Annotated in this window: 19 protein-coding genes, 3 tRNA genes, 1 other RNA gene and 1 pseudogene; 17 read left to right on the top strand and 7 right to left on the bottom strand. The window is 45.1% G+C overall.

What is annotated here, in order from left to right:
* The first annotated feature begins 9 nt into the window (after positions 1–9).
* Positions 10–145, top strand: a non-coding RNA gene (locus NAF29_RS13905) — RtT sRNA.
* Positions 146–265: 120 nt separating this feature from the next.
* On the opposite strand, the gene NAF29_RS18300 is transcribed toward NAF29_RS13905, so the two are convergent.
* Positions 266–838, bottom strand: a complete 573-nt coding sequence (locus tag NAF29_RS18300) for a prepilin-type N-terminal cleavage/methylation domain-containing protein (protein WP_285817777.1) — start codon at positions 836–838, stop codon at positions 266–268.
* 136 nt (positions 839–974) lie between these two features.
* Positions 975–1,520, bottom strand: a complete 546-nt coding sequence (ubiT, locus tag NAF29_RS13895) for a ubiquinone anaerobic biosynthesis accessory factor UbiT (RefSeq protein WP_251262233.1) — start codon at positions 1,518–1,520, stop codon at positions 975–977.
* Positions 1,521–1,653: 133 nt separating this feature from the next.
* On the opposite strand from ubiT, the gene ubiU reads away from it, so the two are divergent.
* From ubiU to NAF29_RS13815, 16 genes are all read left to right on the top strand, one after another.
* Positions 1,654–2,652: a ubiquinone anaerobic biosynthesis protein UbiU gene (ubiU, locus tag NAF29_RS13890; protein WP_251262232.1), complete on the top strand. Its 999-nt coding sequence runs from the start codon at positions 1,654–1,656 to the stop codon at positions 2,650–2,652.
* A 9-nt stretch (positions 2,653–2,661) separates the two neighbouring features.
* Positions 2,662–3,540, top strand: a complete 879-nt coding sequence (locus NAF29_RS13885; protein ID WP_251262231.1) for a U32 family peptidase — start codon at positions 2,662–2,664, stop codon at positions 3,538–3,540.
* A 255-nt stretch (positions 3,541–3,795) separates the two neighbouring features.
* On the top strand, positions 3,796–4,443 hold the full coding sequence (gene uvrY / locus NAF29_RS13880; RefSeq protein ID WP_251262230.1) for a UvrY/SirA/GacA family response regulator transcription factor: 648 nt from the start codon (positions 3,796–3,798) through the stop codon (positions 4,441–4,443).
* Positions 4,444–4,446: 3 nt separating this feature from the next.
* Positions 4,447–6,291: an excinuclease ABC subunit UvrC gene (uvrC, locus tag NAF29_RS13875; protein ID WP_285817776.1), complete on the top strand. Its 1,845-nt coding sequence runs from the start codon at positions 4,447–4,449 to the stop codon at positions 6,289–6,291.
* A gap of 74 nt (positions 6,292–6,365) precedes the next feature.
* A complete protein-coding gene (gene pgsA / locus NAF29_RS13870) occupies positions 6,366–6,920 on the top strand; it encodes a CDP-diacylglycerol--glycerol-3-phosphate 3-phosphatidyltransferase (RefSeq protein ID WP_285817791.1) in 555 nt (184 codons plus the stop codon).
* Between the two features lie 127 nt (positions 6,921–7,047).
* Positions 7,048–7,123, top strand: a tRNA-Gly gene (locus NAF29_RS13865).
* 50 nt (positions 7,124–7,173) lie between these two features.
* A tRNA-Cys gene (locus NAF29_RS13860) sits at positions 7,174–7,247 on the top strand.
* A gap of 79 nt (positions 7,248–7,326) precedes the next feature.
* Positions 7,327–7,413: transfer RNA gene (locus NAF29_RS13855), tRNA-Leu, on the top strand.
* A 199-nt stretch (positions 7,414–7,612) separates the two neighbouring features.
* Positions 7,613–7,852, top strand: a complete 240-nt coding sequence (locus NAF29_RS13850; RefSeq protein ID WP_251262229.1) for an integrase arm-type DNA-binding domain-containing protein — start codon at positions 7,613–7,615, stop codon at positions 7,850–7,852.
* Entirely contained in the window at positions 7,849–8,265 is a 417-nt protein-coding gene (locus NAF29_RS13845) for a phage integrase central domain-containing protein (protein WP_349665584.1), read from the top strand. The genes NAF29_RS13850 and NAF29_RS13845 overlap by 4 nt, the downstream gene beginning before the upstream one ends.
* 12 nt (positions 8,266–8,277) lie before the next feature.
* Positions 8,278–8,952 (top strand): sulfatase-like hydrolase/transferase, encoded by a 675-nt coding sequence (locus NAF29_RS13840; RefSeq protein ID WP_251262227.1) that lies wholly within the window; start codon positions 8,278–8,280, stop codon positions 8,950–8,952.
* A 474-nt stretch (positions 8,953–9,426) separates the two neighbouring features.
* A complete protein-coding gene (locus NAF29_RS13835; RefSeq protein WP_251262226.1) occupies positions 9,427–10,362 on the top strand; it encodes an alpha/beta hydrolase in 936 nt (311 codons plus the stop codon).
* Between the two features lie 28 nt (positions 10,363–10,390).
* Positions 10,391–11,344, top strand: a complete 954-nt coding sequence (locus NAF29_RS13830; protein WP_251262225.1) for a sugar kinase — start codon at positions 10,391–10,393, stop codon at positions 11,342–11,344.
* Positions 11,345–11,380: 36 nt separating this feature from the next.
* Complete coding sequence (gene eda / locus NAF29_RS13825) at positions 11,381–11,998, top strand: bifunctional 4-hydroxy-2-oxoglutarate aldolase/2-dehydro-3-deoxy-phosphogluconate aldolase (protein ID WP_251262224.1); 618 nt, start codon at positions 11,381–11,383, stop codon at positions 11,996–11,998.
* A gap of 791 nt (positions 11,999–12,789) precedes the next feature.
* Complete coding sequence (locus tag NAF29_RS13820; protein WP_251262223.1) at positions 12,790–15,639, top strand: TonB-dependent receptor; 2,850 nt, start codon at positions 12,790–12,792, stop codon at positions 15,637–15,639.
* 243 nt (positions 15,640–15,882) lie between these two features.
* Positions 15,883–17,523 carry a right-handed parallel beta-helix repeat-containing protein gene (locus NAF29_RS13815; RefSeq protein WP_251262222.1) on the top strand — a complete coding sequence of 547 codons (1,641 nt, stop codon included), beginning with the start codon at positions 15,883–15,885 and terminating at the stop codon, positions 17,521–17,523.
* Between the two features lie 104 nt (positions 17,524–17,627).
* Here the strand turns inward: NAF29_RS13815 and NAF29_RS13810 are convergent, their stop codons facing one another.
* The 5 genes and pseudogenes from NAF29_RS13810 to NAF29_RS13790 all read right to left on the bottom strand — a co-directional run bounded on the left by NAF29_RS13810 (position 17,628) and on the right by NAF29_RS13790 (position 23,444).
* Positions 17,628–18,485, bottom strand: a complete 858-nt coding sequence (locus tag NAF29_RS13810) for a glucuronate isomerase (protein ID WP_251262221.1) — start codon at positions 18,483–18,485, stop codon at positions 17,628–17,630.
* Positions 18,463–19,026, bottom strand: a pseudogene (locus NAF29_RS13805) (glucuronate isomerase). The gene NAF29_RS13810 and the pseudogene NAF29_RS13805 overlap by 23 nt, the downstream one beginning before the upstream one ends.
* Before the next feature lie 91 nt (positions 19,027–19,117).
* Positions 19,118–19,981, bottom strand: a complete 864-nt coding sequence (locus tag NAF29_RS13800; RefSeq protein WP_251262220.1) for a diguanylate cyclase — start codon at positions 19,979–19,981, stop codon at positions 19,118–19,120.
* Between the two features lie 134 nt (positions 19,982–20,115).
* Positions 20,116–21,858: a sodium:solute symporter family transporter gene (locus NAF29_RS13795; RefSeq protein ID WP_251262219.1), complete on the bottom strand. Its 1,743-nt coding sequence runs from the start codon at positions 21,856–21,858 to the stop codon at positions 20,116–20,118.
* A gap of 272 nt (positions 21,859–22,130) precedes the next feature.
* Positions 22,131–23,444 carry an MFS transporter gene (locus NAF29_RS13790; RefSeq protein ID WP_251262218.1) on the bottom strand — a complete coding sequence of 438 codons (1,314 nt, stop codon included), beginning with the start codon at positions 23,442–23,444 and terminating at the stop codon, positions 22,131–22,133.
* Positions 23,445–23,491 lie beyond the last annotated feature (47 nt).

Here is a 23,491-nt window from a genome sequence, read left to right as displayed (position 1 = left end):
GCGCCAAACGCCGCTATTGAAAAGAGAGGGTGAGAGCCCCCGCTGGGTTCGAGCTGAGCGCTTTGTAAAAAGCGCGAAACAACGACGCTTTAGCGTCGGCCCGAAGGGAAGGTGCTTGCACCGTATCATCCCTCTCTCTCCGCCACTTATTTCGAAAAGCCTGCTTTGATAGCAGGCTTTTTTCGTTGAGGGCTCAAATTACGGTTGAGCGTTAAACGCCGCTATTGATAGGGCAAGACTAGAACTAATATGTCGAATGCTGGCCCTAGCACCCCGTTGTGACAGTGCCGGTTTCTTTATATACGAGTTCACCGTTGCCAACGTTGCTTAATTCAAATGCATAATAGGCAAAGCAATCTTTCTCTGAGAGGCTCTTTCCTTCGGGGAAGAAGAAAATACCGTATCCGCCCTTGCCAGTAATGACATTCTCGACAATCAAGTTATCAATGATACACATTTGTGCGTTTGTGCAGAGAGTTGGCATTGTCGCGGCTGCTCTGCCTAAGTAATTGAATTGCCCTTCAATGAGCTGGATGAAACCGCCATTCCACACTTCGCGTGGCACGCCCTGATTATAGATAGTCAAGCTAATGTTATCGAAAGCAAGCGTGGTCCCCATTAATTGGTTTTCTTTACCCATGATCACTGCTTTGGATTGAATTAATGACGTTGCGGTATCTAGACTAGCTGCAATGCCTTCTAGAGCAGAGATACGAGCGTCAGTTTTGAAGCTGAGAAAGCGTGGGGCTGCAGTCACGGCTAAAACGCCCAGAATGACGACAACAACCACGATTTCTATAAGTGTAAAACCCTGAGACTTAGTTCGAACATATAGCATGCAATAATGCCAACAGCTGATTTGAAAACAACGAATGTTATAAACTTGTTAAAAGAAAATATCAATAAACGCAAAAGTTAAAGTCAATAAATGGTCGTTATTGTTGATATTTTTGCTTTTGTTGGCTGCCTATGAATTAACGTGAAGATTGCTGAGTCTCGTTCAGCGTCTGCGATGTGAGACTTTGTTGGTATTGTTCTGAGCGTTGCAACAACTGAGTTCCAACCTCTAGTGACTTCAAAACAAACGCGGGCAATTTTTCCCAATCCAATCCGTCGATCACATTCTTGATGCCCAAGCCTAATTCAGTGTTACCGTTAATTTGCAATCGGCGTTGGAAAAACAAAGCATCTGGATCTTCGTAACGAGTGGCTAGGATCAATAGATCTTTACTATTGCCGGTGAAGGTCACATCGGCCGTGGTATGGGCGTTGCTTGCGCGAGAGACAATCACATTATTGACCACACTAATATCAATGCCAAAGTCGAGATCTGACACTTGAATACAAAGCCAGCGTTGTTCTAAAAACTCCAAATCACCATCATCTATTGCTTCTTTCAAGAATCGGTTAAGAATGGCGTCAATAGGCTTTTTTTGCAGTGCAAATGGAACATGTTGAATCGGGTATCTTAGGACTGAAGGTCCTTTATGAAGCGCAATGTGAGCAAGTTTGTTTAGCATAAGTCAGGCAATGTTCATAAAAACAACAGTATAATTCCGTTGAAGTTGGTTTCAGATAATCTGAATCAATAAACATCAAAGAATCGTTCACTACCATATTGGGTTCACTCGAGCTGACAAAAAGTACGTGATTATGGAACTCCTTGCCCCTGCCGGTTCGCTCCCTGCTCTTAAAGCGGCTATCGACAATGGTGCAGATGCAGTTTACTTAGGCCTGAAAGATGACACCAATGCGCGTCATTTTGCAGGGCTCAATTTTAACGATAAGCGCCTAATCAAGGCAGTTGAATACGTTAAGTCTCATCAAAAAAATATTCATGTTGCCATCAACACCTTTGCTCATCCCGGCAATGAATCCCGCTGGAAACATGCGGTTGATACAAGTGTTGATGCAGGAGTGGATGCTTTAATTATCGCTGATTTAGGCGTGCTCAGTTATGCCGCAGAGCAATATCCAAACACTGAAATTCACCTATCTGTTCAAGCCTCTGCTACTAATGCTGCTGCTATTAAGTACTACCAAGAAGAGTTCAATGTAAAACGCGTTGTACTGCCACGAGTATTGGCCATGAAGCAAGTCATGCAATTAGCGCAAGAAGTGGACGTTGACTTGGAAGTGTTTGCGTTTGGCAGTTTGTGCATTATGGCCGAAGGACGTTGCTACTTATCGTCCTATCTAACGGGAGAAAGCCCTAACACTGTGGGAGCCTGTTCTCCTGCAAAATTTGTGCGCTGGGATCCGCTGCCCGATGGCGGCATGGAAACTCGGCTCGATAACCTTTTGATTGATCGGTTTGGTGCCAATGAACAGGCAGGCTACCCAACATTATGTAAAGGACGGTTTGATGTTGACGGAGAGGTATTTCACGCGCTTGAGGAACCGACCAGTTTAAACACCATGTCGATTCTTCCTGAATTGTTCAAAGCGGGAATTTGCTCGGTCAAGATTGAAGGTCGTCAGCGCAGTCCTGCATATACAGCCGCTGTGACCAAAGCGTGGCGAGAAGCTATAGATGCCTATAAATCCAACGCCGACCATTACAGCGTAAGTCGCCAAATTATGGAATCACTTTCATCATTGTCAGAAGGCAGCCAAACCACCCTTGGCGCATATCACCGAAGTTGGAAGTAGGAACGACACATGAAACTATCAGTTGGGCCCATTCAATTCTACTGGCCAAAAGCCACCATCGAACAGTTTTATACTGAAGTCGCGCAAAGCTCGGTTGAGCTTGTTTATGTGGGAGAAACGGTCTGCGCCAAGCGCAATGAATTAAAACCGTCGGAATGGCTGGGACTTGCTCAGGACTTAGCGCGAAGTGGCAAACAAGTTGTGCTCTCTACACTGGCATTAGTTGAGTGCTCACAAGAACTATTGATGATGAAGCCATTTTTTGAAAATGGTGAATTTACGATTGAAGCCAATGATATGTCAGCCGTTCAGCTTGCTAAAGAATATAAACTTCCCTTTGTGGCAGGGCCTTCTTTGAATTGTTATAACGTTTCGGCACTCCAGCGATTAATGAGAGCAGGCATGGTGCGTTGGGTCATGCCTGTTGAACTATCTCGTGACTGGCTCTGCAACACACTGTCAGATGCTGAAGAGCAAGGTGTTCGTGGTGATTTTGAGGTGGAAGTACTAGGCTATGGGCACTTACCACTCGCATATTCAGCCCGCTGTTTTACCGCTCGTTCTGAGAATAAGCCCAAAGATCAATGTAAGAAATGTTGCATCGAGTATCCACAGGGAAGAACCGTGGACAGCTTGGAAGGCCAACGTTTATTCACACTCAACGGTATTCAGACCATGTCCGGAGATATCTACGATTTACGTCCAGAAATGGCGTCTATGAATGGCATTGTTGATTATTTTAGACTCAGTCCAAGCGACTTTAGTTTTAAACGATTACTAACTGAAGTCCATGCAATACAAAATAGCCCTAATTCGATAGTGACAGCGAATCATACAAACAATGGCTATTGGCACCAAATAGCAGGTATCAAAACCCAGAAATTGTAAAAATTTGAGATACTCCATTCAATCAGGATTTTGTTTGAATATTTAAGCTTTAGACCGTGAATTTTGTTAAGTTTCGAGGCCTAGAACAGAGCTTAGTACTTGCTTAGCGGCGCAATGCTGTATAACTTACATAGGTTGGCTCGGCAGGTTTGCCGGAGCGCGAATTAACAATAAAATTTAAACAACGATTATCGCGCTGGGAAGCACAATTTTTTTGTAGCGGAAACAAGCCAAAATCCTAATTGGGGTGTCATTTTGATTAATGTTTTTCTAGTCGACGATCATGAACTCGTCCGCACTGGTATTAGACGTATTCTCGAAGATGTTCGAGGCATAAAGATTGTAGGCGAAGCCGACTGTGGAGAGGCGGCGGTAAAGTGGTGTCGTGCACATGAGCCAGACATTGTACTGATGGACATGGATATGCCAGGTATTGGCGGCATTGAAGCCACCAAAAAGATATTGCGCTACAACCCAGATATTAAGATCATGGTGTTAACCATTCATACCGAAGATCCGCTGCCCAGCAAAGTCATGCAAGCGGGAGCCTTTGGCTATCTGTCCAAAAATGCCGGTCACGACGAAGTGATCAACGCTATTCGCCAAGTGAATAGTGGTCAACGGTATATTGCTTCAGATATTGCCCAGCAAATTGCGTTATACCGAATTGCTCCGGGCGCCAGTGAAAATCCATTTCATGACTTGTCCGACCGCGAACTTCAAATCATGATGATGATTACCAAAGGTGAAAAGGTGCAAGACATTTCCGAACGCCTGAACCTAAGCCCTAAAACAGTCAACAGTTATCGTTACAGGCTATTCAATAAGTTAGATATTAACGGTGATGTTGAACTGACCCATCTCGCAATTCGTCATGGCATGTTGGACAGTAGTAAGCTTTAAGTTATGACGATGTCATCGTCGGAATTTGATCCCAAAGAATTTTTGAGTCGGGTGACTACGTCACCTGGTGTTTATCGCATGTACGATGGTGAAGACACCATAATATACGTGGGTAAAGCAAAAAACCTCAAGAACCGCCTGAGCAGTTATTTTCGCACGCAACATGTCAGCCGTAAAACGCAGGCATTGGTTCGCCATATTTGCCGTGTTGAAGTGACTGTGACTCTGAGCGAAGCCGATGCTTTGATCTTAGAGAATAATCTCATCAAAGAACATTCGCCGCGTTACAACGTATTGATGCGTGATGATAAATCGTACCCCTATATTTTACTCTCCGATCATCAACACCCCAGACTTGCATTTCACCGAGGGCCAAAACGTCAGAAGGGCACATATTTTGGCCCGTTTCCGTCCGGTGGAGCGGTACGCGAAAGCCTTAAATTATTGCAAAAAGTGTTTGCAGTGCGCCAATGCGACGACTCTTATTACGCAAACCGTTCGCGCCCGTGCTTGCAATATCAACTAAAGCGTTGCACTGGTCCTTGCGTGAAAGGGTTGGTTGAAGATGCAGAGTACCTGCAGCAGGTAAAAGACACGCAACATTTTCTGCAGGGCAAACATCAACAACTTATTGAGACATTGATGACGCGAATGGAAGAAGCGTCGATGGATCTAAACTTTGAAAAAGCAGCCATGGTGAGAGATCAAATTGCTGCATTAAGAACGGTGCAAGAGCAACAAAGTGTAGGCGGAGAAACCGATGAACTTGATGTGTTTGCGGTGGCCGCATCTCACGGAATTTGTTGTATTCAGATTTTATCAGTGCGTCGAGGCCAAGTACTCGGCAGCCGAAGTTATTTTCCAAAAGTGCCCAAGGGCACTGACGTTGACGAAGTGCTCGAATCGTTTGTCATGCAGTATTACATGGCCGATACCGTGGGCAGATCGATTCCATCTATTGTGGTGATGGAACAGTGTGAATCCGATGCTACGACCATCGCTCAAGCGCTGAGTTCTGTGGCCGAACGTTCGATTAAGTTACTCCAGGGCCAGCGCGGTGAAGCTAAACGCTATTTAGAGCTGGCAAAGGCAAATGCTGATATTACGCTGGCTTCCAAATTGGCCGACCGTATTACCGTGGAACAGCGCTTTGTGTCGTTGCAAAACGTCTTGGAGTTATCTCAACCCATCCATCGAATGGAGTGTTTCGACATTAGCCACACACAAGGTGACCAAACTGTGGCTTCATGTGTTGTGTTTAATGGGCAGGGACCAGCAACGAGCGAGTATCGACGCTACAATATCAATGGTATTACCCCCGGTGATGATTACGCGGCTATGGAACAGGCGTTATCTCGGCGTTTTAAAAACGTGACCGATCCGGCCAAAGTTCCGACCTTGTTAATTATTGATGGCGGTAAAGGGCAGCTTGGCAAAGCTGTAGAGGCGTTGCGGGGTGTGAGTTGGCCTGAAGACTCCACACCCCCACTTCTTATCGGTATTAAAAAAGGAGAGCGCCGCAAAGCTCAATTTGACACCCTGTTATTTGCTGAGACTTGGGAAGAGGTAGAAACTGACAACACCGACCCTTCCATGCACTTGGTGCAACACATTCGTGATGAAGCCCATCGTTTTGCTATTTCAGGCCATCGCCAGCAGCGCGGTAAAGTAAAACGCACATCATCGTTGGAGCAAATTCCTGGAGTAGGGGACCGACGTCGGCAAGCATTGCTGAAAAATTTTGGTGGCTTACAAGGCATCAAGGCTGCTTCTGTTGAGGCGCTTGCTCGGGTTCCCGGTATTTCAAAAAAACTAGCTCAATCAATTCACGACCACTTTCACCCTTAGCGATATCAATTGTTCATGGTCTGAAACCGCACATTGGTGTATAAAGGCTCTAGTGATTTTTGATTCAAGTAATTATGTATACGCTTCCGAATATTTTGACGTTATTCCGCATAGGTCTAATCCCAGTTTTTTTACTCGCATTCTACCTGCCGCTCGAAAACTCGCATTTTTGGGCTACGTTAGTCTTTTTCATTGCATCCATGACAGACATGCTAGACGGCTATTTGGCTCGGCGCTTAGAACAAACCTCACCACTGGGTGCATTTTTAGACCCCGTGGCCGACAAAATCATTGTTGCCGTAGCCTTGGTATTGGTGGCGGTGGATTTCAATGAAATTTGGATCACTGTACCCGCTATGATCATCATCAGTCGCGAAATTGTGATTTCAGCACTTCGCGAATGGATGGCATCAATAGGTAAAAGTGCGCAGGTTGCGGTGGGGCAAATCGGAAAAATCAAAACAACGGCTCAAATGTTATGTTTGGGCGGTTTAGTATGGCAACAATCAGAGTTTATGATCTGGCTGGCTGTTGCTCTATTGTACGTGGCCGCAGCGCTAACAATTTGGTCCATGGTTATTTATCTGTCTTCAGCTTGGAAATACCTCGAACAAAAGGATATAAATTAACCGTATTGTTCATAATCTGACTAAACGCACCAAAATCATTAAAAACTTGATGTTTCGGAGTTGACTGAACATCAAATATGGGTAGAATGCCCAGCACGTTTGAGGCACAACGCAGCATTCGTAAGAAGCGGCACTAGCTCAGTTGGTAGAGCGCGACCTTGCCAAGGTCGAGGTCATCGGTTCGAACCCGATGTGCCGCTCCAAATTTTCCCTAAGCCAAGGGGAGCAACGTTTAACGTTGCAGCACAACTCAGGCGGGTTGGCAGAGTGGCTATGCAGCGGATTGCAAATCCGTGGACCTCGGTTCGACTCCGGGACCCGCCTCCATAGTTCTTGGCTTGGTAGTCTCTCTAAAGAGATTTAATTTGGAAGTGGAATCCATATCCACTATAAAAATCCCCCCGATGCCCGGGTGGTGAAATTGGTAGACACAAGGGATTTAAAATCCCTCGCTGGTAACAGCGTGCCGGTTCAAGTCCGGCCCCGGGCACCATTTCGCAATTTCTTTATATTTCATATTGTCTCATAAAGTATTACTTCTAATTTAGAAACAATTAGTTACAGTCTTTTGCTGTCTCATCGGGTGTCACCGAAAATCACAAGGTTTTACTCAAAAGTTTACATTTGAATGTACATGTAAAGCCGGTCTAAGGTGCTTAATAAGATTTATAAGCAACGTTAGGCGAGCAAACATGGCCCATGCAACATCGCGCTTATCTGACTCTCAGGTAAAGCATGCTAAACCGAAGCAAAGTGAGTATTGCCTCGCTGATGGTGGTGGCTTAAATCTACGAGTCTTGGCTATTGGCACTAAAACGTGGCTTCTCAATTATCAACGGCCGGGAACCAAAAAGCGCACCAACATTTCCTTAGGCCCTTATCCTGAAGTAACCCTTGCTGCAGCTCGCGATTTGCGCCTAGAAGCGCGCTGATTCAGCAAGGCATCGATCCTCAAGCCCATCGTTTAGAGCTTGCCGAACAAGCTGATGCAAAATCTAAGTCGACATTCGCGGCCTACGCCAAGCGCTGGTATCAATTGAAACGTGAAGAGGTACTTGAGCAAACGGCTAAGAAAGCTTATCGGCGTATAGAGTTACATGCGCTCCCAGCCTTATCCCACTTCCTAGTCGATGATCTAAGGCCCGTCCATGTTGTAAAAGCGCTGACACCATTGGCAAAAGCAAAAAAGCGAGATACGTTGAAGCGTATTTGCCGCATCATCAATGAAATCATGTTTCTGGCTAAGGCAAGCGGCGATATTGACATGAATCGTTTTGAAGACTTGATTAAGTTATTCCCTCGCTATGGGGCTCCAAGCCCATCAAATCAACCCTTCTTTGTGTAGTATGCGCCGTTCATGCCTCATACGCCTCACACGCCGCCAGAGCGTTTATTGAAGAAGTATCAAGATCCGTCTCGCCCTGAATCCATTGCCAAATACTATGCAATGATCGAGTGGTTTGACGAAACCAATGGCCAACTTTTTGATTATCTAGAACAAAAAGGTCTCAAAGAGAACACCTTGATTGTTTATGTTTCTGACAACGGTTGGGTGACAAACCCAACGATGGCCGAGCGATTTTTGCCAAAGTCGAAGCAAAGTCCAAACGAAAGCGGTGTCAGAACGCCAATCATGTATTCGTTACCAAGTAAATTTGTGCCGCAAATGCGCGCAGAGCTAACCAGCAGTATTGATATAGTACCGACTATTTTGGCTGCCGCGGGTGTCGAAGTACCTGAGGAATTACCGGGCGAAAACTTGTATCAGCAAATGGTGAGTGAAACGCCAATTGAACGAGATACGATTTTCGGTGAAGGATTTGCCCATGATATGGATGATTTGAACGTTCCAGAGTCAACTTTGCTGTATCGCTGGGTCATCGAAGGTGATTGGAAACTCATCGTGAGTTACGACGGCAAAAATGTAAGCTATCAGAAGTATCACAATGACTTTTGGTGGCGCCGCGTCTTTACAACATTGGAATCGACGAGCATGAGCAGAACGATGTTGCTGCGCAACATCCCGAGATAGTGCAACGCCTGACGGATAAACTGAGCCAATGGTACCCAGTTAAGACTCGAAAAATCTTGCAAAACTAGTCAATAACTAAAGACGAACAATCTGAAGGAGAGTGTGAATGTAAATCACGTTTTCCTTTTTTGTTTTCGTCCTTAAATCATCTCCTAGGGACTTGGTGATCGTTTGCTCGGGGCTTTGCCCGAATAGAAAGCTGTTGATACGAGCCAAGACTACTGGGTCGATGCCGATGGAGTTCTCTTCGCCCGTGGCCCTTGCCGAAGTCGATGAACGTTCTATTTTTTAGCGATGTCTCGAGTGGAACAAAGTCAATGCTGGCGTGCGGGCAGCTTTGGATTGTTGAGGCGTTGACGGCCTAACAATGAGCTTCCTTGTAGCAAATTAAAGTACAATAATGAAAATTGAAACGCAGTTTTATAAATGTTAGGATTACGTTTCACTTGCCGTGTTTGTATCGTTGAGAAAATTATGCGCCAGATAATGTTACTGCTAATCCTCGCAATGTTGTCCAGCCATTCGAATGCGCAGAACTATGTCAAAGAAGAAATTAAAATTTGGCAACAAGGTACGGTGCCATTGAACAAGCCAAACATTGAGTTGACCGAACAGCTTGATGAAGAAGACAAGCGCTTCACGCAAATTTCAGAACCAATTATCTACCTCTATCGCAAGGCCAACGCCGATAAACCAGGGCCAGCATTGTTGTACGCGCCGGGTGGTGGGTATGCCAAAATCGCGATCGGTAAAAGACGCGGAGCAGAGTGGGCCGAGTTGTTTCTTGATATGGGGTTTACCGCGGTCGCAGTTCTCAAATATCGCCTTCCGGACGGCCGAATTGTTGAACAGCCACATAATGTGCCGCTTATCGATGCTCAACAAGCGTTAGCGACCCTCCACAGAAATGCAGAGCAATGGAAAATTGAACGTAGCAAAATCGGAGTCAAAGGAGCGTCCGCTGGCGGCCACCTGATTGCTAGTTTGAACAACCTGACTGAAGACATCCTTGCGCCGGGAGTTAAACCCGAGGAGCTGAAACAAGCCTTTTCGATTTTGCGAGTTCCTGTCATTACCTTTAATCCACCTTATCGTCATAAGGGCTCCTATAAGCGTCTGCTAGGCGACTTATCTAATAACCAAGATTTGCTTGACTACTTCTCGATGGAAAACCAAGTCACGAGCAGCACTCCTCCAACATTTTTAGTGTATGCCACAGAAGATAAATCTGTGCCTTATGAAAATAGTGAAATATATGTTTCAGCACTCAAGAAAAACGGGGTTGATTTTAAAGCCGTTGAACTCAAAAAAGTTGGACATGGCTTTGGTTTGAATCGCAGCCGAGTGGACAAAGATTGGGTGCCAGAACTGAAAATCTGGGTGTCATCCGTGTTAGCCGATAAGCAATAACTATTTTTCCCCAACCTATTGGAACCATATGAAAAAGATATATTTATTGGGTGAGTGCATGGTCGAGTTGTCGCGGCAGGCTGATGGCTCATTCAATCAATCTTATGCCGGTGATGTTTATAACACTGCGGTATACCTGAAGCGTTCATTTGCCGATTTGAGTGTGAATTTGTTCTCTGTGATAGGTCGCGATGCTCTGAGCAAAAACATGCTTGCTGCGTTTGAAAAAGAGAGTATTGGTACTGAGCTGATTCAAACATCTACGGATAAGTTGCCAGGCTTGTACATGATTGCACTTGATGATCAAGGAGAGCGCAGTTTCTCATACTGGCGCTCCGACTCGGCAGCTCGACAGGTGATGCAATTCCTTAACCCTGAATTGGTGGGGTGGCTTTGTATGGGAGATGTGTTTTTCTTTTCTGGCATTTCGTTGGCGATGATTGACCCTAATGATCGCGATACCTTTTGGCAATTGCTACGTAAATTAAGCGATTCCGGCGTGCAAATAGCCTTTGATCCAAATTATCGGCCACGCATGTGGAGCGATAAAGCAGAGGCCAAAACTCAGTTCGAATTAGCTTTTGGTATGTCCAACATGGTACTGCCTGGCGTTGATGATTTTGATCAGCTATACGGCATCAAGGATATCAGTGAAATTCATCAGTTCTGCAGTACATTTAACATTGATGAACTCATCATCAAAAGTGGCTCTAAAAGCGTCTTCAGTTTTACCCAGAATGAATGCTTAGAGATACAGATTACCCCTGTTGCACATGCAGTTGATACTACCTCTGCAGGAGATTCATTCAACGGTGTCTACCTTGGTGCTCGTATGGAAGGCATCTCAATCCAGCAGTCTATCGAGCTTGCTTCTGCTGCCGCTGCGGAGGTTATCCAATATCGAGGCGCAATTATTCCCAAAGATACCTTTGTCAATCACATCAGTCCGCTCTTAGCTCAAACAAACGCCGTACCTAAATAGTTTTAAAGCAATAGTTATTAGAAGGAAGTTATTGAAATGAAAAAGTTTTCTGAGCTGATGTCTGGGCAGAACTTGCTCCCAATCATTCAGGCCGACACGGTTTACAATGGCGTAGCCATTGCTGGGGCTATGCTGCAGGCAGGCTTAAAGGTGGTGGAAGTAGTATTGCGTTCTGACGCATCCTTGGAAGCGCTAAAAGCGATAAAGAAGGCTCATCCAAATCTAATTGTTGGAGCCGGAACTGTATTGGATTCCGAGATATTGGCTCAAGCAATTGGTGCTGGAGCTGACTACATCGTTACACCCTGTGTCACACCCACCTTACTCGAGGCACTAAAAAATTGCGGTGTTCCTGCGATCCCTGGAGTTTCTAATTGCTCGGACATAGCGTTAGCTCGCGATGCAGGCTTCCGTGAAGTTAAACTATTTCCAGCATCACTATCGGGCGGAGTCGCATTCTTGCGCGCTGTATCGAGTGTTTATCAAGATATGAGGTTTTGCCCAACCGGAGGAGTAAACCAAGACAACAAAGATGAATTTCTAGCTCTAGCCAACGTGGTAGCTGTTGGCGGTACCTGGGTTGTACAGAAAGAGTGGGTAGTCAACCAGGACTGGGAATCAATTACCGAGGCATGTCAAGCTGCCAATAAATAACGATTACTGGTTCTTGATATGTGGTTTTTAGCATGTTTAAGAGTTTAAAATTTAGATATGTAAGAAATGATTAATAGCGGATATATATTATCTTTCATGAAAATGAAATAGTGTTTCAAAAAAGTGTTTTATTGTGTTTTTATGGGTGTTAATATTTTTATGTGGGTATTGTTAAGCCTTTGTGTGATTTGGGCTTAGCAACACAATTTAGTCCTTAAATTCTGCTGGTTCGCTTGGTGGCAATGTTCAGTAGATACTTCCCGTTGTGGACCTGGCAGCGTCATTTTTTGGCGCTGCCATTTTTATTTCCCCTTCATAAAGTTCATGAACTTTATCGAACAGTGTAATGCCACTCCAATTTTATTTTTCCAAACAACCATCTATTAATTGTCTGTTTATAAATAAAAAATTTAGATGCTCGATTGTAGGGTGTTTAGCTCTCCAATGACTGTTTTCCTATGGCTGTTCATCTTACCATGACGATCGTCAGCGGCATCATTAGAGTGATGGGGTCATGAAAAATATTGTAATCTGTTGATGTTTCCACTTTTTTTACAGGTGACTTCTGAATTGAACCTTTCTTAAATGAAATGAGGGCACATAAAAATAATCGATCCAATGGAATAAAAACAAAACAATGTTTCATAAAGTTGTTTTTGATCACAACTGTCAACTTGTTAACTTTTTGTTGGTGTTTCGATCTGCTACTTTTGAATTCGTCCTTTTAGTAAGGCTATGGGTATTTCCGTGGGGGATGAACCATAAAAAATCTAACTTAGGGAGTTCAAGGTTTGAACATACAGCAAACACACACATTACCTATTTTCAAAAAAACACTACTGGGTACGATAATCGGTTTAGCCTGCTTCGGCGTAAATGCAGTTGAAAACGAAACTGATAAACCTGAAGACGTTGAAATCATATCCGTATCAGGAATGAGGGCATCATCTTTTAGCTCTATCAATGAAAAACGTTCAGAAGCCAATTTGGTTGATGCAGTTTCTTTGAAAGATATTGGCGCTCTGCCTGATAACTCGATTGCAGAGACACTTGAGCGTATTTCCGGGGTAACCGCTGATCGATACAAAGGTGGTGCCAGTGAAATTTCCATTCGTGGCTTAGGTCCATTTCTTGGGATGTCGACCATTAATGGCCGTGCTATCTCATCGGGTAGTGGTAACCGTAGCGTTGCATTTAGCCAGTTTCCTTCTGAGCTTGTAAATGGCGTAAAAGTCTACAAGTCGCAATCTGCAGAGCTGCTCGAAGGTGGCGTATCAGGTACCGTTGAGTTAGGTACCATTCGCCCGGTGGATTACGGTAAAGAACGATTGCAGGCAGAAGCAAAAGTTAGCTATTCGGATTACCAGGCCAAGCAAAAAGGCGAAGATGGCATTGGCCACCGGTTGTCGTTCAGCTATGTAAACAGTTTTGAAATTGCAAATGACCAACAGTTTGGTTTTGCCATTGGTTATGCAGGTGGTGAAAACCCTCGTCCAGAAGATTCATTTGTGGGCAGCTCGACATTGCGTCCTTGTAATTCAGACTATGCGGTTGATGGTGGCAGCAATTGTTCATTTAAAGACAGTAACGAAGCTGCAAATGGTGGAGCGCCAGAAGATGGTGATTACTATTTCATCTCCAACATGCAAAGTTACCGCCAGATGGAATCGGTTGAAGATATTGATGCCGTCATTACTGCGGTTCAGTGGCAACCCAACTCAGACATAGATATTAACCTTGATGCTCAATGGTCAGAGCGCTTCTTCTATGAAGATCGTCATGATTTGAGCTTCGATGATGGTCGCCGCAAAATTCACAATTGGACGGTCGATAAGAACAACGTATTGCAAAGCTATAGCGGTGAAACGCGTATTGGTAATACCAACGAATATCGCGAGCGAAACGAAGAATACAAAGGCTTTGGTGCCAACATTAACTGGCAAGTTACCGATGAGCTAAACCTAACTGCCGATGCTGCTTACTCTGGCACTGAGCGTTATCAGGATCGAACCTATGTTCGCTTCCGCAGCAAACGTAAATACTTTAACTGGGAAAAAGGATCGAACGGCGACTTTCCAAACATCACCGTACTCGATGGTTTTGGCGGCGCCCCGTTGGAATCATTCCCTGAAGATATTAAGTCACTGTCGTTCTATAACGATGATAGCGAAGCTCGTCAGTACCGCTTAGATGTAGAAGATGAAATCAAGAGCTTTAAGCTGGACGCAAACTACTTTATTGATGCGCCATTCATTAAGACCATCCGTTCTGGTATCGCTTACTCCACTCGCGAACACCAAAACTATCAGGAAGCACGAGCCTCGCTGAAGCCAGCGGATATAGAGCAGGCGTTAGCAGATACCGAAGAGCTGTGTTCAATTTCTTGGCCGCAAAAAGACTATGGTGATGACTCAAAAGCACCGTTCACTGAATGGGCTACTATCGATACCCGGTGTGGCCATGACATTGTGACCGGTGGCGAAGAGCTAGTAGCAGATGCAAAATCACCATCCGATGGCGACGTCGATTTGACTGAAGACATTACAGCATTCTACCTGATGGCTAACTTTGAAACTGAGATTGGAGACTATTACCTGACTGGTAATGTTGGTGCACGTTATGTGAAAACTGAAATTACCTCGGTAGGTGTATCACAAGCTTATACCTCTGAAGTCAATGGGGAAGGTTTCTACATTCTAACGCCCGTCGATGGTTTTGAACTGCAGCGCTACGACAACAGCTTCAATAACTTGTTGCCAAGTTTGAACATGACCTTGGAAGTGAACGACGATGTGGAATTGCGGTTTGCAGCCTACAAAGCAGTTTCTCGTCCGGATATGTGGTTCTACGGTGCCGGACGTGATGTCAATATTGATGCTTCAGATGAAGGTTACGAGTCAGTTGAAGACGCGCTCGATGACGTGACGTCAAAAGGCAACCCAAACCTTGAGTTGTTGGAATCTAACAACTTTGAGTTTGGTGTTAACTGGTACTTTGCGGACGAAAGCATGTTCTCCATCGCCTTGTACCATAAGGCGTTTGAAGCTCGAATTGGCGCATCTAACGTGATGGATACAGTGACTGTCGATGGTCAGAACTACGCAGCAGAAATCAAAAACACACCGACTATTTTTGACGATGAGTCTGATATCGATGGCTTTGAAGTTACATTAATGCACCAATTTGTAGACTTGCCAGCGCCGTTCGATGGCTTAGGTTTCTCGGGCAGCTATAACTACGCTGATTCCGACTACGAAACACCGGAAGCAGGTTCAAATATCCCTGAAGAAGTACAAGTTCAAGTTGAGCCTGGAAACCTACCGGGCTTGTCAGAACACGTAGCAAATGCCCAACTGTATTGGGAAGGTGAATCGGCTGCTGCGCGTATCGCTTACAAGTACCGCTCAGAATATTTGAAGCCATTTGGTTCGAACTTGGGTCAAACCAACCGTTATGTTGAAGATCAGAAGTCTCTGGACTTGAGCCTGAGCTACAATATCAATAATAACTTTACGGTCAAGGCCCAAGCCATGAATCTGACCGAAGAGCCTGCATTGCAATACCGTGTTGCCCCTGGCGCATACAACCAGGTTGAGCAGAGTGGCCGCACGTATTATGTGAGCTTGCGATATCGCATGTAGTTCTCGGTTCTTTCAATGACCGATGATAAACAGCCACCTGCTTCGCAGGTGGCTACATTCAATCGGTTGAGACTGGCCGTTTCCCCTATGCAATAGCTAATTACCCTTCATCAAACGATCTGCTTGTAAACAGCCTCTTAATTAACATTCAGTTAATTGAGCGGAACAGTGCTACTTGAAGAACGCTTGCAATGGATTGGTATTAATAATAAAAAACAATAAGTTAAGCGTGAATAGGACATCATGACAAATCCAACATTTAGTACAACCAGAATAGCAAAAAGTGCAATACTAGCTCTGATGATAAGTTCATCATTCGCCGCGTCGGCAGCAATAGTCGACGTATATGATGCCGCACAGCTGCAACAAGCTCTGAGAGCTGCTCAAGCGGGGGATGAAATTGTTGTAAATCCCGGCGTCTATGTTGGCAACAAGAGTTCAAGTACCAGTGGCAATTCGAAAGCACATTTCTTTAGTGATCGAAGCGGGAATGAAAGTGCTCCGATTGCACTCAGAAGCCTATCTCCCAGCAACAAACAGATATTGCAAGGGGAGAATGTCGATTCTGGATATGTGTTTTATCTGAAGGGTGATCATTGGGTCATTAAAGATCTTAAATTCTCGACCGCGCAAAAAGGCATCATGCTCGAAGGGGCAAACAACAACCAGATCGATAATGTCGAGGTCTCCAATATTGGCGCAGAGGCCGTGCATTTTAGATACTTTAGTTCTAACAATGAATTGTCGAACTGTTATATCCACGATACTGGTAAACGGGTAGGGGGAGAAGGTTATGGTGAAGGCGTGTATGTCGGAACTCACGATGGCCACACCTCAGAGAAGCTTGATAACAGCAATGACAATCGTATTGGTGGATGTACCATCGGCCCTGACGTTACTGCCGAAGCGTTTGATGTTAAATCGGGTACCAATGGTACCGTCATCGAGTCAAACTACATCTCTGCTAAAGGAATTGTAGGCATATCAGGCAGCCCCGCGGCAGATAGCTTTATTGATCTAAAGGGCACGGACAATATCATTCGCAACAACAAGATGGACTGGCAAAACGATAGCAATTTAGACCACGCCATTTTTACCTATCAAGAGCATCGCAACTCCAACGTTTACGACAATGAATTCACGCTGTCGAGCGGTAGTGCTATTTTCCACATACTTGAAGAAACGGTGCATAGCGTTAACAACGTACGGTTAGATGGCGGCAGCAAAATAGTTCAAGCCGATTACCAAAACAGCAGGTGGGATGACAACCTGGATTCAAGTATCGAAAAGCCAGCCAAGGTCTATAGCTGTTTTGATGAGCTGCCCAACGGATGTGGTACGGTTCCGACGGAACCTGATCCCGACCCAGAGCCTCCAACAGGTCCTTCTGGTTACACCTATGCAGCAGATGAAGATGAGATGGTTGTGGTCAGCGGGCAAATGGATATCGCTTATGGTGCCGATAGCCAGTTTAATTATCTTTACAATCAGACGGCTGGCGTAGAGTGCTCCAGTAGTGTTTTTGGCGACCCAATTGCCAACGTAAACAAAGCCTGCTTTACCAAAGCATCAGAAGTAACGCCGCCACCAAGTGGTGATTGTGCCGGTACTGTTGATATTGTTTGGAGTGAAAAAACAGAGGTTGATTTAACCAGCAACGATTGTATTCGCTTCGACCGAGATGTTGCCGGTGAAACCGTTCAAGCATGGGACAGTGACGCCAATAATTCTTGTGATTTCCGAGGAGAAATTGAGTCGCTAGAAAACAGCTCCGTTGTTGAAACAATGTCATCAAACTACCATGCGTTTTCGACACTCAGCGGTACTACTTTTAAATTGAGTGCTACCAATAATTGCAGTTATTTAAAAGTCAGAGCATACTAGCCTTCAAAACAGGGGAAACCCATTAAGAGCAGGGTTCCCCTCCATTCTTCGATTCGCAGAGAGTTCATGTTTAAGCTAGTTTGGACGGCCTTCAGGCTGACGTGTTAGCTGAATTGAAAATAGTGTTTAGCGTTGTAATAACAAATATTTTCGATAGTTTGCCGAAGTAATTCTTGGTCATGGGGGATTTCTCCTTGCTTAACCCACCGAGCCAACAAGTTACACAGTACCCGTCTAAAGTACTCGTGATGACTAAAAGAAAAAATGTTTCGGGAGCCTGTCAGCATACCGACAAAACGCCCCAAAGCTCCTAAGTTTTTTAGCGTCGTCAGTTGCGCTTCCATACCGTCCTTGTGATCGTTGAAGCACCATGCAGCCCCCAATTGAATTTTTCCGGCAGAGGCGTCGCTATCTTGAAAAGCACCCGCAATACAACCAAGGATGGCATTATCGTTGGGGTTGAGGTTGTACAGAACGGTATTGGGTAGGCATGAGTTTAAATCTAACTCATTCAGCAAGTTAGATATAGCAATGGCAATAGGCTGAGTGTTGATGACACTAAACCCCGTTCCTGGTCCGAGTTGATTAACGTTCACAAGCACGCCAACATGAAGTTGCATACTCCAGCCAAGTTCGAAGTAGCGTTTACCCATTTCATAAAACAATCGAGAGGAAATTTGAATCAACTCAGTTGGCGAGATTGGTTCGCCTTGCCGCAATATCTTGAAGATAACTTCCGCTTGTTCAGGGCTACATGCTTGGTAGTCGACATTAGGCAGACCTAGGTCTGATAGCCGACATCCAACATGATGAAAGTAACTGAGTCTCGATTGAATGGCAGCAAGGTAAGCAGAAAAGCTGTCGATGGATATGTCGCATAGTTCAGATAATTGAGTTAGGACATTTTGGAGCCGATGGACGTCATGAAAACAAAAAAACTCATCCGCTCGGAAAGTCCGCAATACCTGCTCGTTGAAGCCAGCGCTCTTTGAGCGCTAGGTGATATTCAAGATTTGATAGTGGCGAATCGGTCGTGCATAGCGTCTCCACATTTAAGTCAACTAGAACGCTACGAGTACTGTGTTTCTTGTCACGGAACTGGCGATTGCAATGTGACCAAATTGCTGCTTGATTAGTCGGATTGAGTAGTAAATCGCAATCAAAAAATCGTTTTAACTCCAGGTGAGACCATTGATAAAGGGGGGGGCCGATCAGGTAGGGCATCGCCTCACACCATTTTCTGAACTTTTCAATATCGCTTGCGTTGCCAGTTATGTAGTGCTCCGCGATGCCGTTGCTGCGCATCGCGGAGCCAAATGTAGTGATCACTGTGAAGCCAGACGCTGGCAAGGTTCTTATGGTGTGTATCTAGCCATATATTTTTTTTGCTTCAATGTGATTATGAAAATCAATGATGGGTAAATTTGCGGCAAATTCATGATACAAATGCTGAGCGAGACTAGAGCCCAGCAGAAAATTTTCGTGAATGTAACTTTGTTTCATGTTGTTGGGCTCATATGGGAGTTTTTAGCGCTAGAAAAGTTGTGCCTGATAAGAGAGCGCCCCCATCAATGAGCCCCATTATCCTATAGCGTCAATGGGTTTCGATATTAAACCAAAGCTCTTTGCGATCGAGTGGAGCCGATAAAGGAAGCTGTGGATTGTCAATATGGAGTATGTTTCTACTTCCGATATCTATCTTCGATAAGGCTTCTTTAATCATAGGATGATTATAAAACCATTGATCAAAGCTGCCATCATTAACGGCTAAATTAAACGCATTTTCTAAATGTTTTGCCAAAGCCTCATTTTCGCGAGAAGTAAACAAATACATGGCTGTCGGGTATACCAGCATTAGGTTTGGTTCTATCGCTAGGCTTAGTTCAGAGTATTGGGTTAACTCACTATAAATTTCGATGATTCCCCTTGGAAAGTAACCAAATCGCCCTCCGTCCAACATGTAAAATAAAGATTTGTATTTAGTTGGAGTAATGATTGGAATTCCTGCGTATCGGAAGACTGGGGTGCTACCCCAGAATCGGCCCTGGCCTGCGGTAAACCGCTTGAGATCGGCAAGTTTCTTGATGCCTTCAAAGCGGTGTTGTTCACCACTTCGGATCAGAAATATACGATGGCCTAACAAACCTTTGTAAATGGGAATTCGGATTGGACGAAGTTTGGCTTCTATCTCATTGGAGGTGGATAGCGCCGCAAACGACAGATTACCTTGCTGAACTTCTGAAATCTTTCGGCTGCCAACCATGGATTTTACTTCAATTGGTTGAAAGCTGTAATCGTGGTCAATCTTGCTCAGAAGGAATTGGACCAGCTCAAATGGGTATTTGTCTTTGGTCGCTTCAAACGGGATATAACTCAATTGAGTCGCTTGGGCGGTTAGGTGAGGAACAAGGGATAAAACAAATAAAGAGATGCATATTGATAGGTTAGGGTACTTCATATCGGTCGACCTATTGTATCGTTTTGACACACCTGATAGCGCGAAGCGCTAACTTTTCCCTGTGCATGGCTTTATTAATCGAGGTGTGGAAAAGCCAGCTCATTTGATGGCACTAAATGAGCCGGCTTACGCAGTTATGCCGCTGGTGCCTTACCACTTCGCGATAGCGCGAAGCCAATTAAAAATACTCCGAGTGCGCAGCCTGCGAAGACCAAACGTCCCCAAAGCGGGTTAGGGATCAAGGTCATCAACACTAATCCGCTGGACATCGCCATAATGAGGGTACCCAGCTTTTTGCATTGAGCTCGGTCCACTTCACTATGCTGCTGTTCAGCAACAACCTCGCGTTCGATGTCCTTGAAGAACTGTGTGGTTTTTTGGTGATTAGGATCGGTTTCTGGGTTGTAAAACAGCGTCGTTGCCCAGAAAAATCCGGTGGTAAACACCAAGTGAGCGGCGATCGTGATCATCGTTAGCAGCTCTGAGTGTTCCCTTGGTGTGATCTCTTCGACACCAAACCAGCCCATCACTACCAGCGGCGTGAATACATTCAGCACCGACCAAGAAACCAAAGCACCAAACACCACAGTTGCCCACGGTGCCCATTTCGGCGTGTTTTTAATGATCAAACCAAAGCATAGGGGGACCAAAATTGGACCTTGTAGCAGGGTCGTTACCTGCATCATCAGATCAAACAGGCTTAACTCTTTGAGATAGAGGAAATACTGGGCCATCAATATCACCGCAAGGCCATTGATGACGCACACTACCTGACCAGCTCTGAGTTGTTCCTTGTCGCTTGCTTTACCTTGGCGCAAAATGTTGGCGTAAAAACTACGAACGAAAATGCCTGAATTTCGATTGAGCGCCGAATCCATCGAGGACATGGTGGCAGCAAACAAACCGGCCATTAACAGGCCAATGGTACCAATTGGCATGGCTTCGCGAGCGAATACCAGATAAACCGCATCTCTGGCTTTAGCGCCGAGGCTTGAATATTCGGACGCCGCATCAGGGTATAGCGTTGCTGCGGCCCATGGCGGAATAAACCAGATGATGCAGCCAAACAACATCATCAAGCCGGCAAACAACGCCGCTTTCGATGCGTTATGTGAATCTTTTGCCGACAAGAACCGATATGCATCCTGCATGTTATTCAAGCTTTGAAACTGCTTCACGACAAAGAACAAAAATGAGCAGAATATGACCAAGGGGTAGTTCATATCCGGGCCAATCCAAAATTCGTTGGGGAAGCTGCTGACCAATTCCACGGGTCCGCCAACTTTTACCAACGCCACAATGGCACAGGCGATGGACACCATGGCAATGATTAGCGTTTGAATAAAATCGGAAGCCACAACGCCCCACGCGCCACTCAACAACGAAATCAGCAACACCACCAAGCCTGTTGCCCAAATCGTGGTGGAAATATCGGAACCGAATACTGCCGAAGCAAAGACACCCAATCCATTTAGCCAAACCGCAGCGACGACAACACTGAGTGGAATAATCATCCAGGTGAAAAATTGCTCGTTGGTCGCATCATAACGAGCGCGAATACCTTCGGTTGGCGTATCGACGCGCATCTGCCGAAAGCGCTTGGCGAAATATAGGTAAGCAACTAAATAACCAACAGCATTGGCAAAGAAAATACCGAGTACGGCAAAGCCATCACTAAATGCTTTGCCAGCTGCACCGGTAAAGGTAAACGCTGAAAATTGTGTCATGAATGCTGTGGAACCAACCATCCACCACAACATTTTCCCGCCGCCCCGGAAGTAGTCACTGGAGCTAGAGCTGGCCATTTTCTTAAAAGCTAAACTAATGGCCACCATGAGCAGGAAATAGCCAGCCATAACGATGTAATCAAAATTCACGCAACTACCTTTCAAATACAATACAACTTGAATGTGATGATATCGCACTAAAAGGAATGGTGTTAGCAAAATATCAAAACAACGTTTTATTAAATATGATAATATTGATTTTTGAGATGGAAATCACTTCTGGAGCGAGGAGGAGGGAGCAAAAACGTTGTAGATATTCCTTTAGGTTTACCAATCAGGCGAATAGAAAAGTATCGCCCACTTAAAAAGAGCACGCAGGTAAGCTGCTCTTTTTAGTTTGACTTGGAGTATAGATTAAGGCGCTATTGGGCTTTTTCGATATGTTGAAGATTGCCATCTAACGGGGTCATCTTCGGCATCATCAAATGCACTACGCCAAGGATGATTAGGTAGCTCGATCCCGCTATTAGAAAGGCATAAAAATAGCCTGTGTTGCCTGCCTGATCGAGCACAGATCCAAGTAGCGCATCAGCCAGAATGCCAGCAACTGCACCTACCATGCCGCCAATACCCACTACCGAGGCAGTCGCTTTCTTCGGCATAACGTCGGATACCAGCGTGAATATGTTCGCCGACCACGCCTGATGTCCTGCCGCACCAAGGCCGATAAGGCAGATTGCAACCCACTTACTGTCGGTAATTGCAACGAAACAAACCGGCAGGATAATCAAAGCACAAAATAGTAAGGTCACTTTTCGGGCTTTATTGACGGTCCAACCTTTGTTCATGAAAAAGCCGGAAATATAGCCACCAAAAACACTGCCTACATCAGCTAGCGCATAGATGACGAAAAATGGAATGGCGATGCTCTTGATATCTACTCCGAAGCTGTCAGCCAAAAATTTAGCGCCCCAAAACAGATAGAACCACCACACGGCATCGGTGATCTTCGCGACAGCAAATGCCCAAGTTTCCCGAGTTTGGGCTACACGACGCCATGGTAATTTTTCTTCAGACTCTTCTTTAATTTCAGAGTCAGACTGGATGTAAGCAAGCTCTTCTTTGGAAAGCTTGGGGTGTTTTTCCGGCTTTTCGTAAATACGCCACCAGAGCAGTACCCAAATGGAGCTAAGAGCTCCGGTAATCAAAAATGGAATTTGCCAGTTTTCACCGTCGACGGACACAATTGCGCCAACCACAAAAGGAGCTGCGATGGCACCAAAACTCGTGGCCGCGTTAAAAATTCCGGTGGCAAATGCTCGCTCTTTTTTCGGGAACCATTCGCCTACAGTTTTTACCGCAGCAGGGAAGTTGCCCGCTTCGCCGAACCCTAAGCCGAACCGAGCAGCAGCAAAGCCGATAACGCTGAATCCCGGGCGCACCAAGGCGTGGCACATGCCGAAAACGCTCCAAATAGCAATGGATAAGGTGTAGCCTTTTTTGGCACCCAACTTATCGATGATCCCACCCATATATAGCATACCTAGCGCGTAGGCAACTTTAAAAGAGATCATGATGTTGGCGTAGTCGGTATTGCTCCAGTTAAACATCTTTTCTAATGTAGGAGCCATCACGCCAATGATACTGCGATCAAAATAGTTGATGGTGGTGGCGAACATTAACAAGGCCAGAATCCTGAACCTATAATTGCCAATTTTGTGCTTATTCGAAGTCATAGTGAAAACCAGTTAATTTATTGTCATTCTAAATAGTTAGCTTAAAT

The sequence above is a fragment of the Echinimonas agarilytica genome (assembly GCF_023703465.1).
Lineage (GTDB): Bacteria > Pseudomonadota > Gammaproteobacteria > Enterobacterales > Neiellaceae > Echinimonas > Echinimonas agarilytica.
This window is presented reverse-complemented; position numbering and strand designations above follow the sequence as displayed.

Excerpts from the sequence above, each read along its gene's own strand:
- NAF29_RS18300 (WP_285817777.1), bottom strand. The coding sequence starts at position 838 with ATGCTATATGTTCGAACTAAGTCTCAGGGTTTTACACTTATAGAAATC.
- ubiT (WP_251262233.1), bottom strand. The coding sequence starts at position 1,520 with ATGCTAAACAAACTTGCTCACATTGCGCTTCATAAAGGACCTTCAGTC.
- ubiU (WP_251262232.1), top strand. The coding sequence starts at position 1,654 with ATGGAACTCCTTGCCCCTGCCGGTTCGCTCCCTGCTCTTAAAGCGGCT.
- NAF29_RS13885 (WP_251262231.1), top strand. The coding sequence starts at position 2,662 with ATGAAACTATCAGTTGGGCCCATTCAATTCTACTGGCCAAAAGCCACC.
- uvrC (WP_285817776.1), top strand. The coding sequence starts at position 4,447 with ATGACGATGTCATCGTCGGAATTTGATCCCAAAGAATTTTTGAGTCGG.
- pgsA (WP_285817791.1), top strand. The coding sequence starts at position 6,366 with ATGTATACGCTTCCGAATATTTTGACGTTATTCCGCATAGGTCTAATC.
- NAF29_RS13850 (WP_251262229.1), top strand. The coding sequence starts at position 7,613 with ATGGCCCATGCAACATCGCGCTTATCTGACTCTCAGGTAAAGCATGCT.
- NAF29_RS13840 (WP_251262227.1), top strand. The coding sequence starts at position 8,278 with ATGCCTCATACGCCTCACACGCCGCCAGAGCGTTTATTGAAGAAGTAT.
- NAF29_RS13835 (WP_251262226.1), top strand. The coding sequence starts at position 9,427 with ATGCGCCAGATAATGTTACTGCTAATCCTCGCAATGTTGTCCAGCCAT.
- NAF29_RS13830 (WP_251262225.1), top strand. The coding sequence starts at position 10,391 with ATGAAAAAGATATATTTATTGGGTGAGTGCATGGTCGAGTTGTCGCGG.
- eda (WP_251262224.1), top strand. The coding sequence starts at position 11,381 with ATGAAAAAGTTTTCTGAGCTGATGTCTGGGCAGAACTTGCTCCCAATC.
- NAF29_RS13815 (WP_251262222.1), top strand. The coding sequence starts at position 15,883 with ATGACAAATCCAACATTTAGTACAACCAGAATAGCAAAAAGTGCAATA.
- NAF29_RS13800 (WP_251262220.1), bottom strand. The coding sequence starts at position 19,981 with ATGAAGTACCCTAACCTATCAATATGCATCTCTTTATTTGTTTTATCC.
- NAF29_RS13790 (WP_251262218.1), bottom strand. The coding sequence starts at position 23,444 with ATGACTTCGAATAAGCACAAAATTGGCAATTATAGGTTCAGGATTCTG.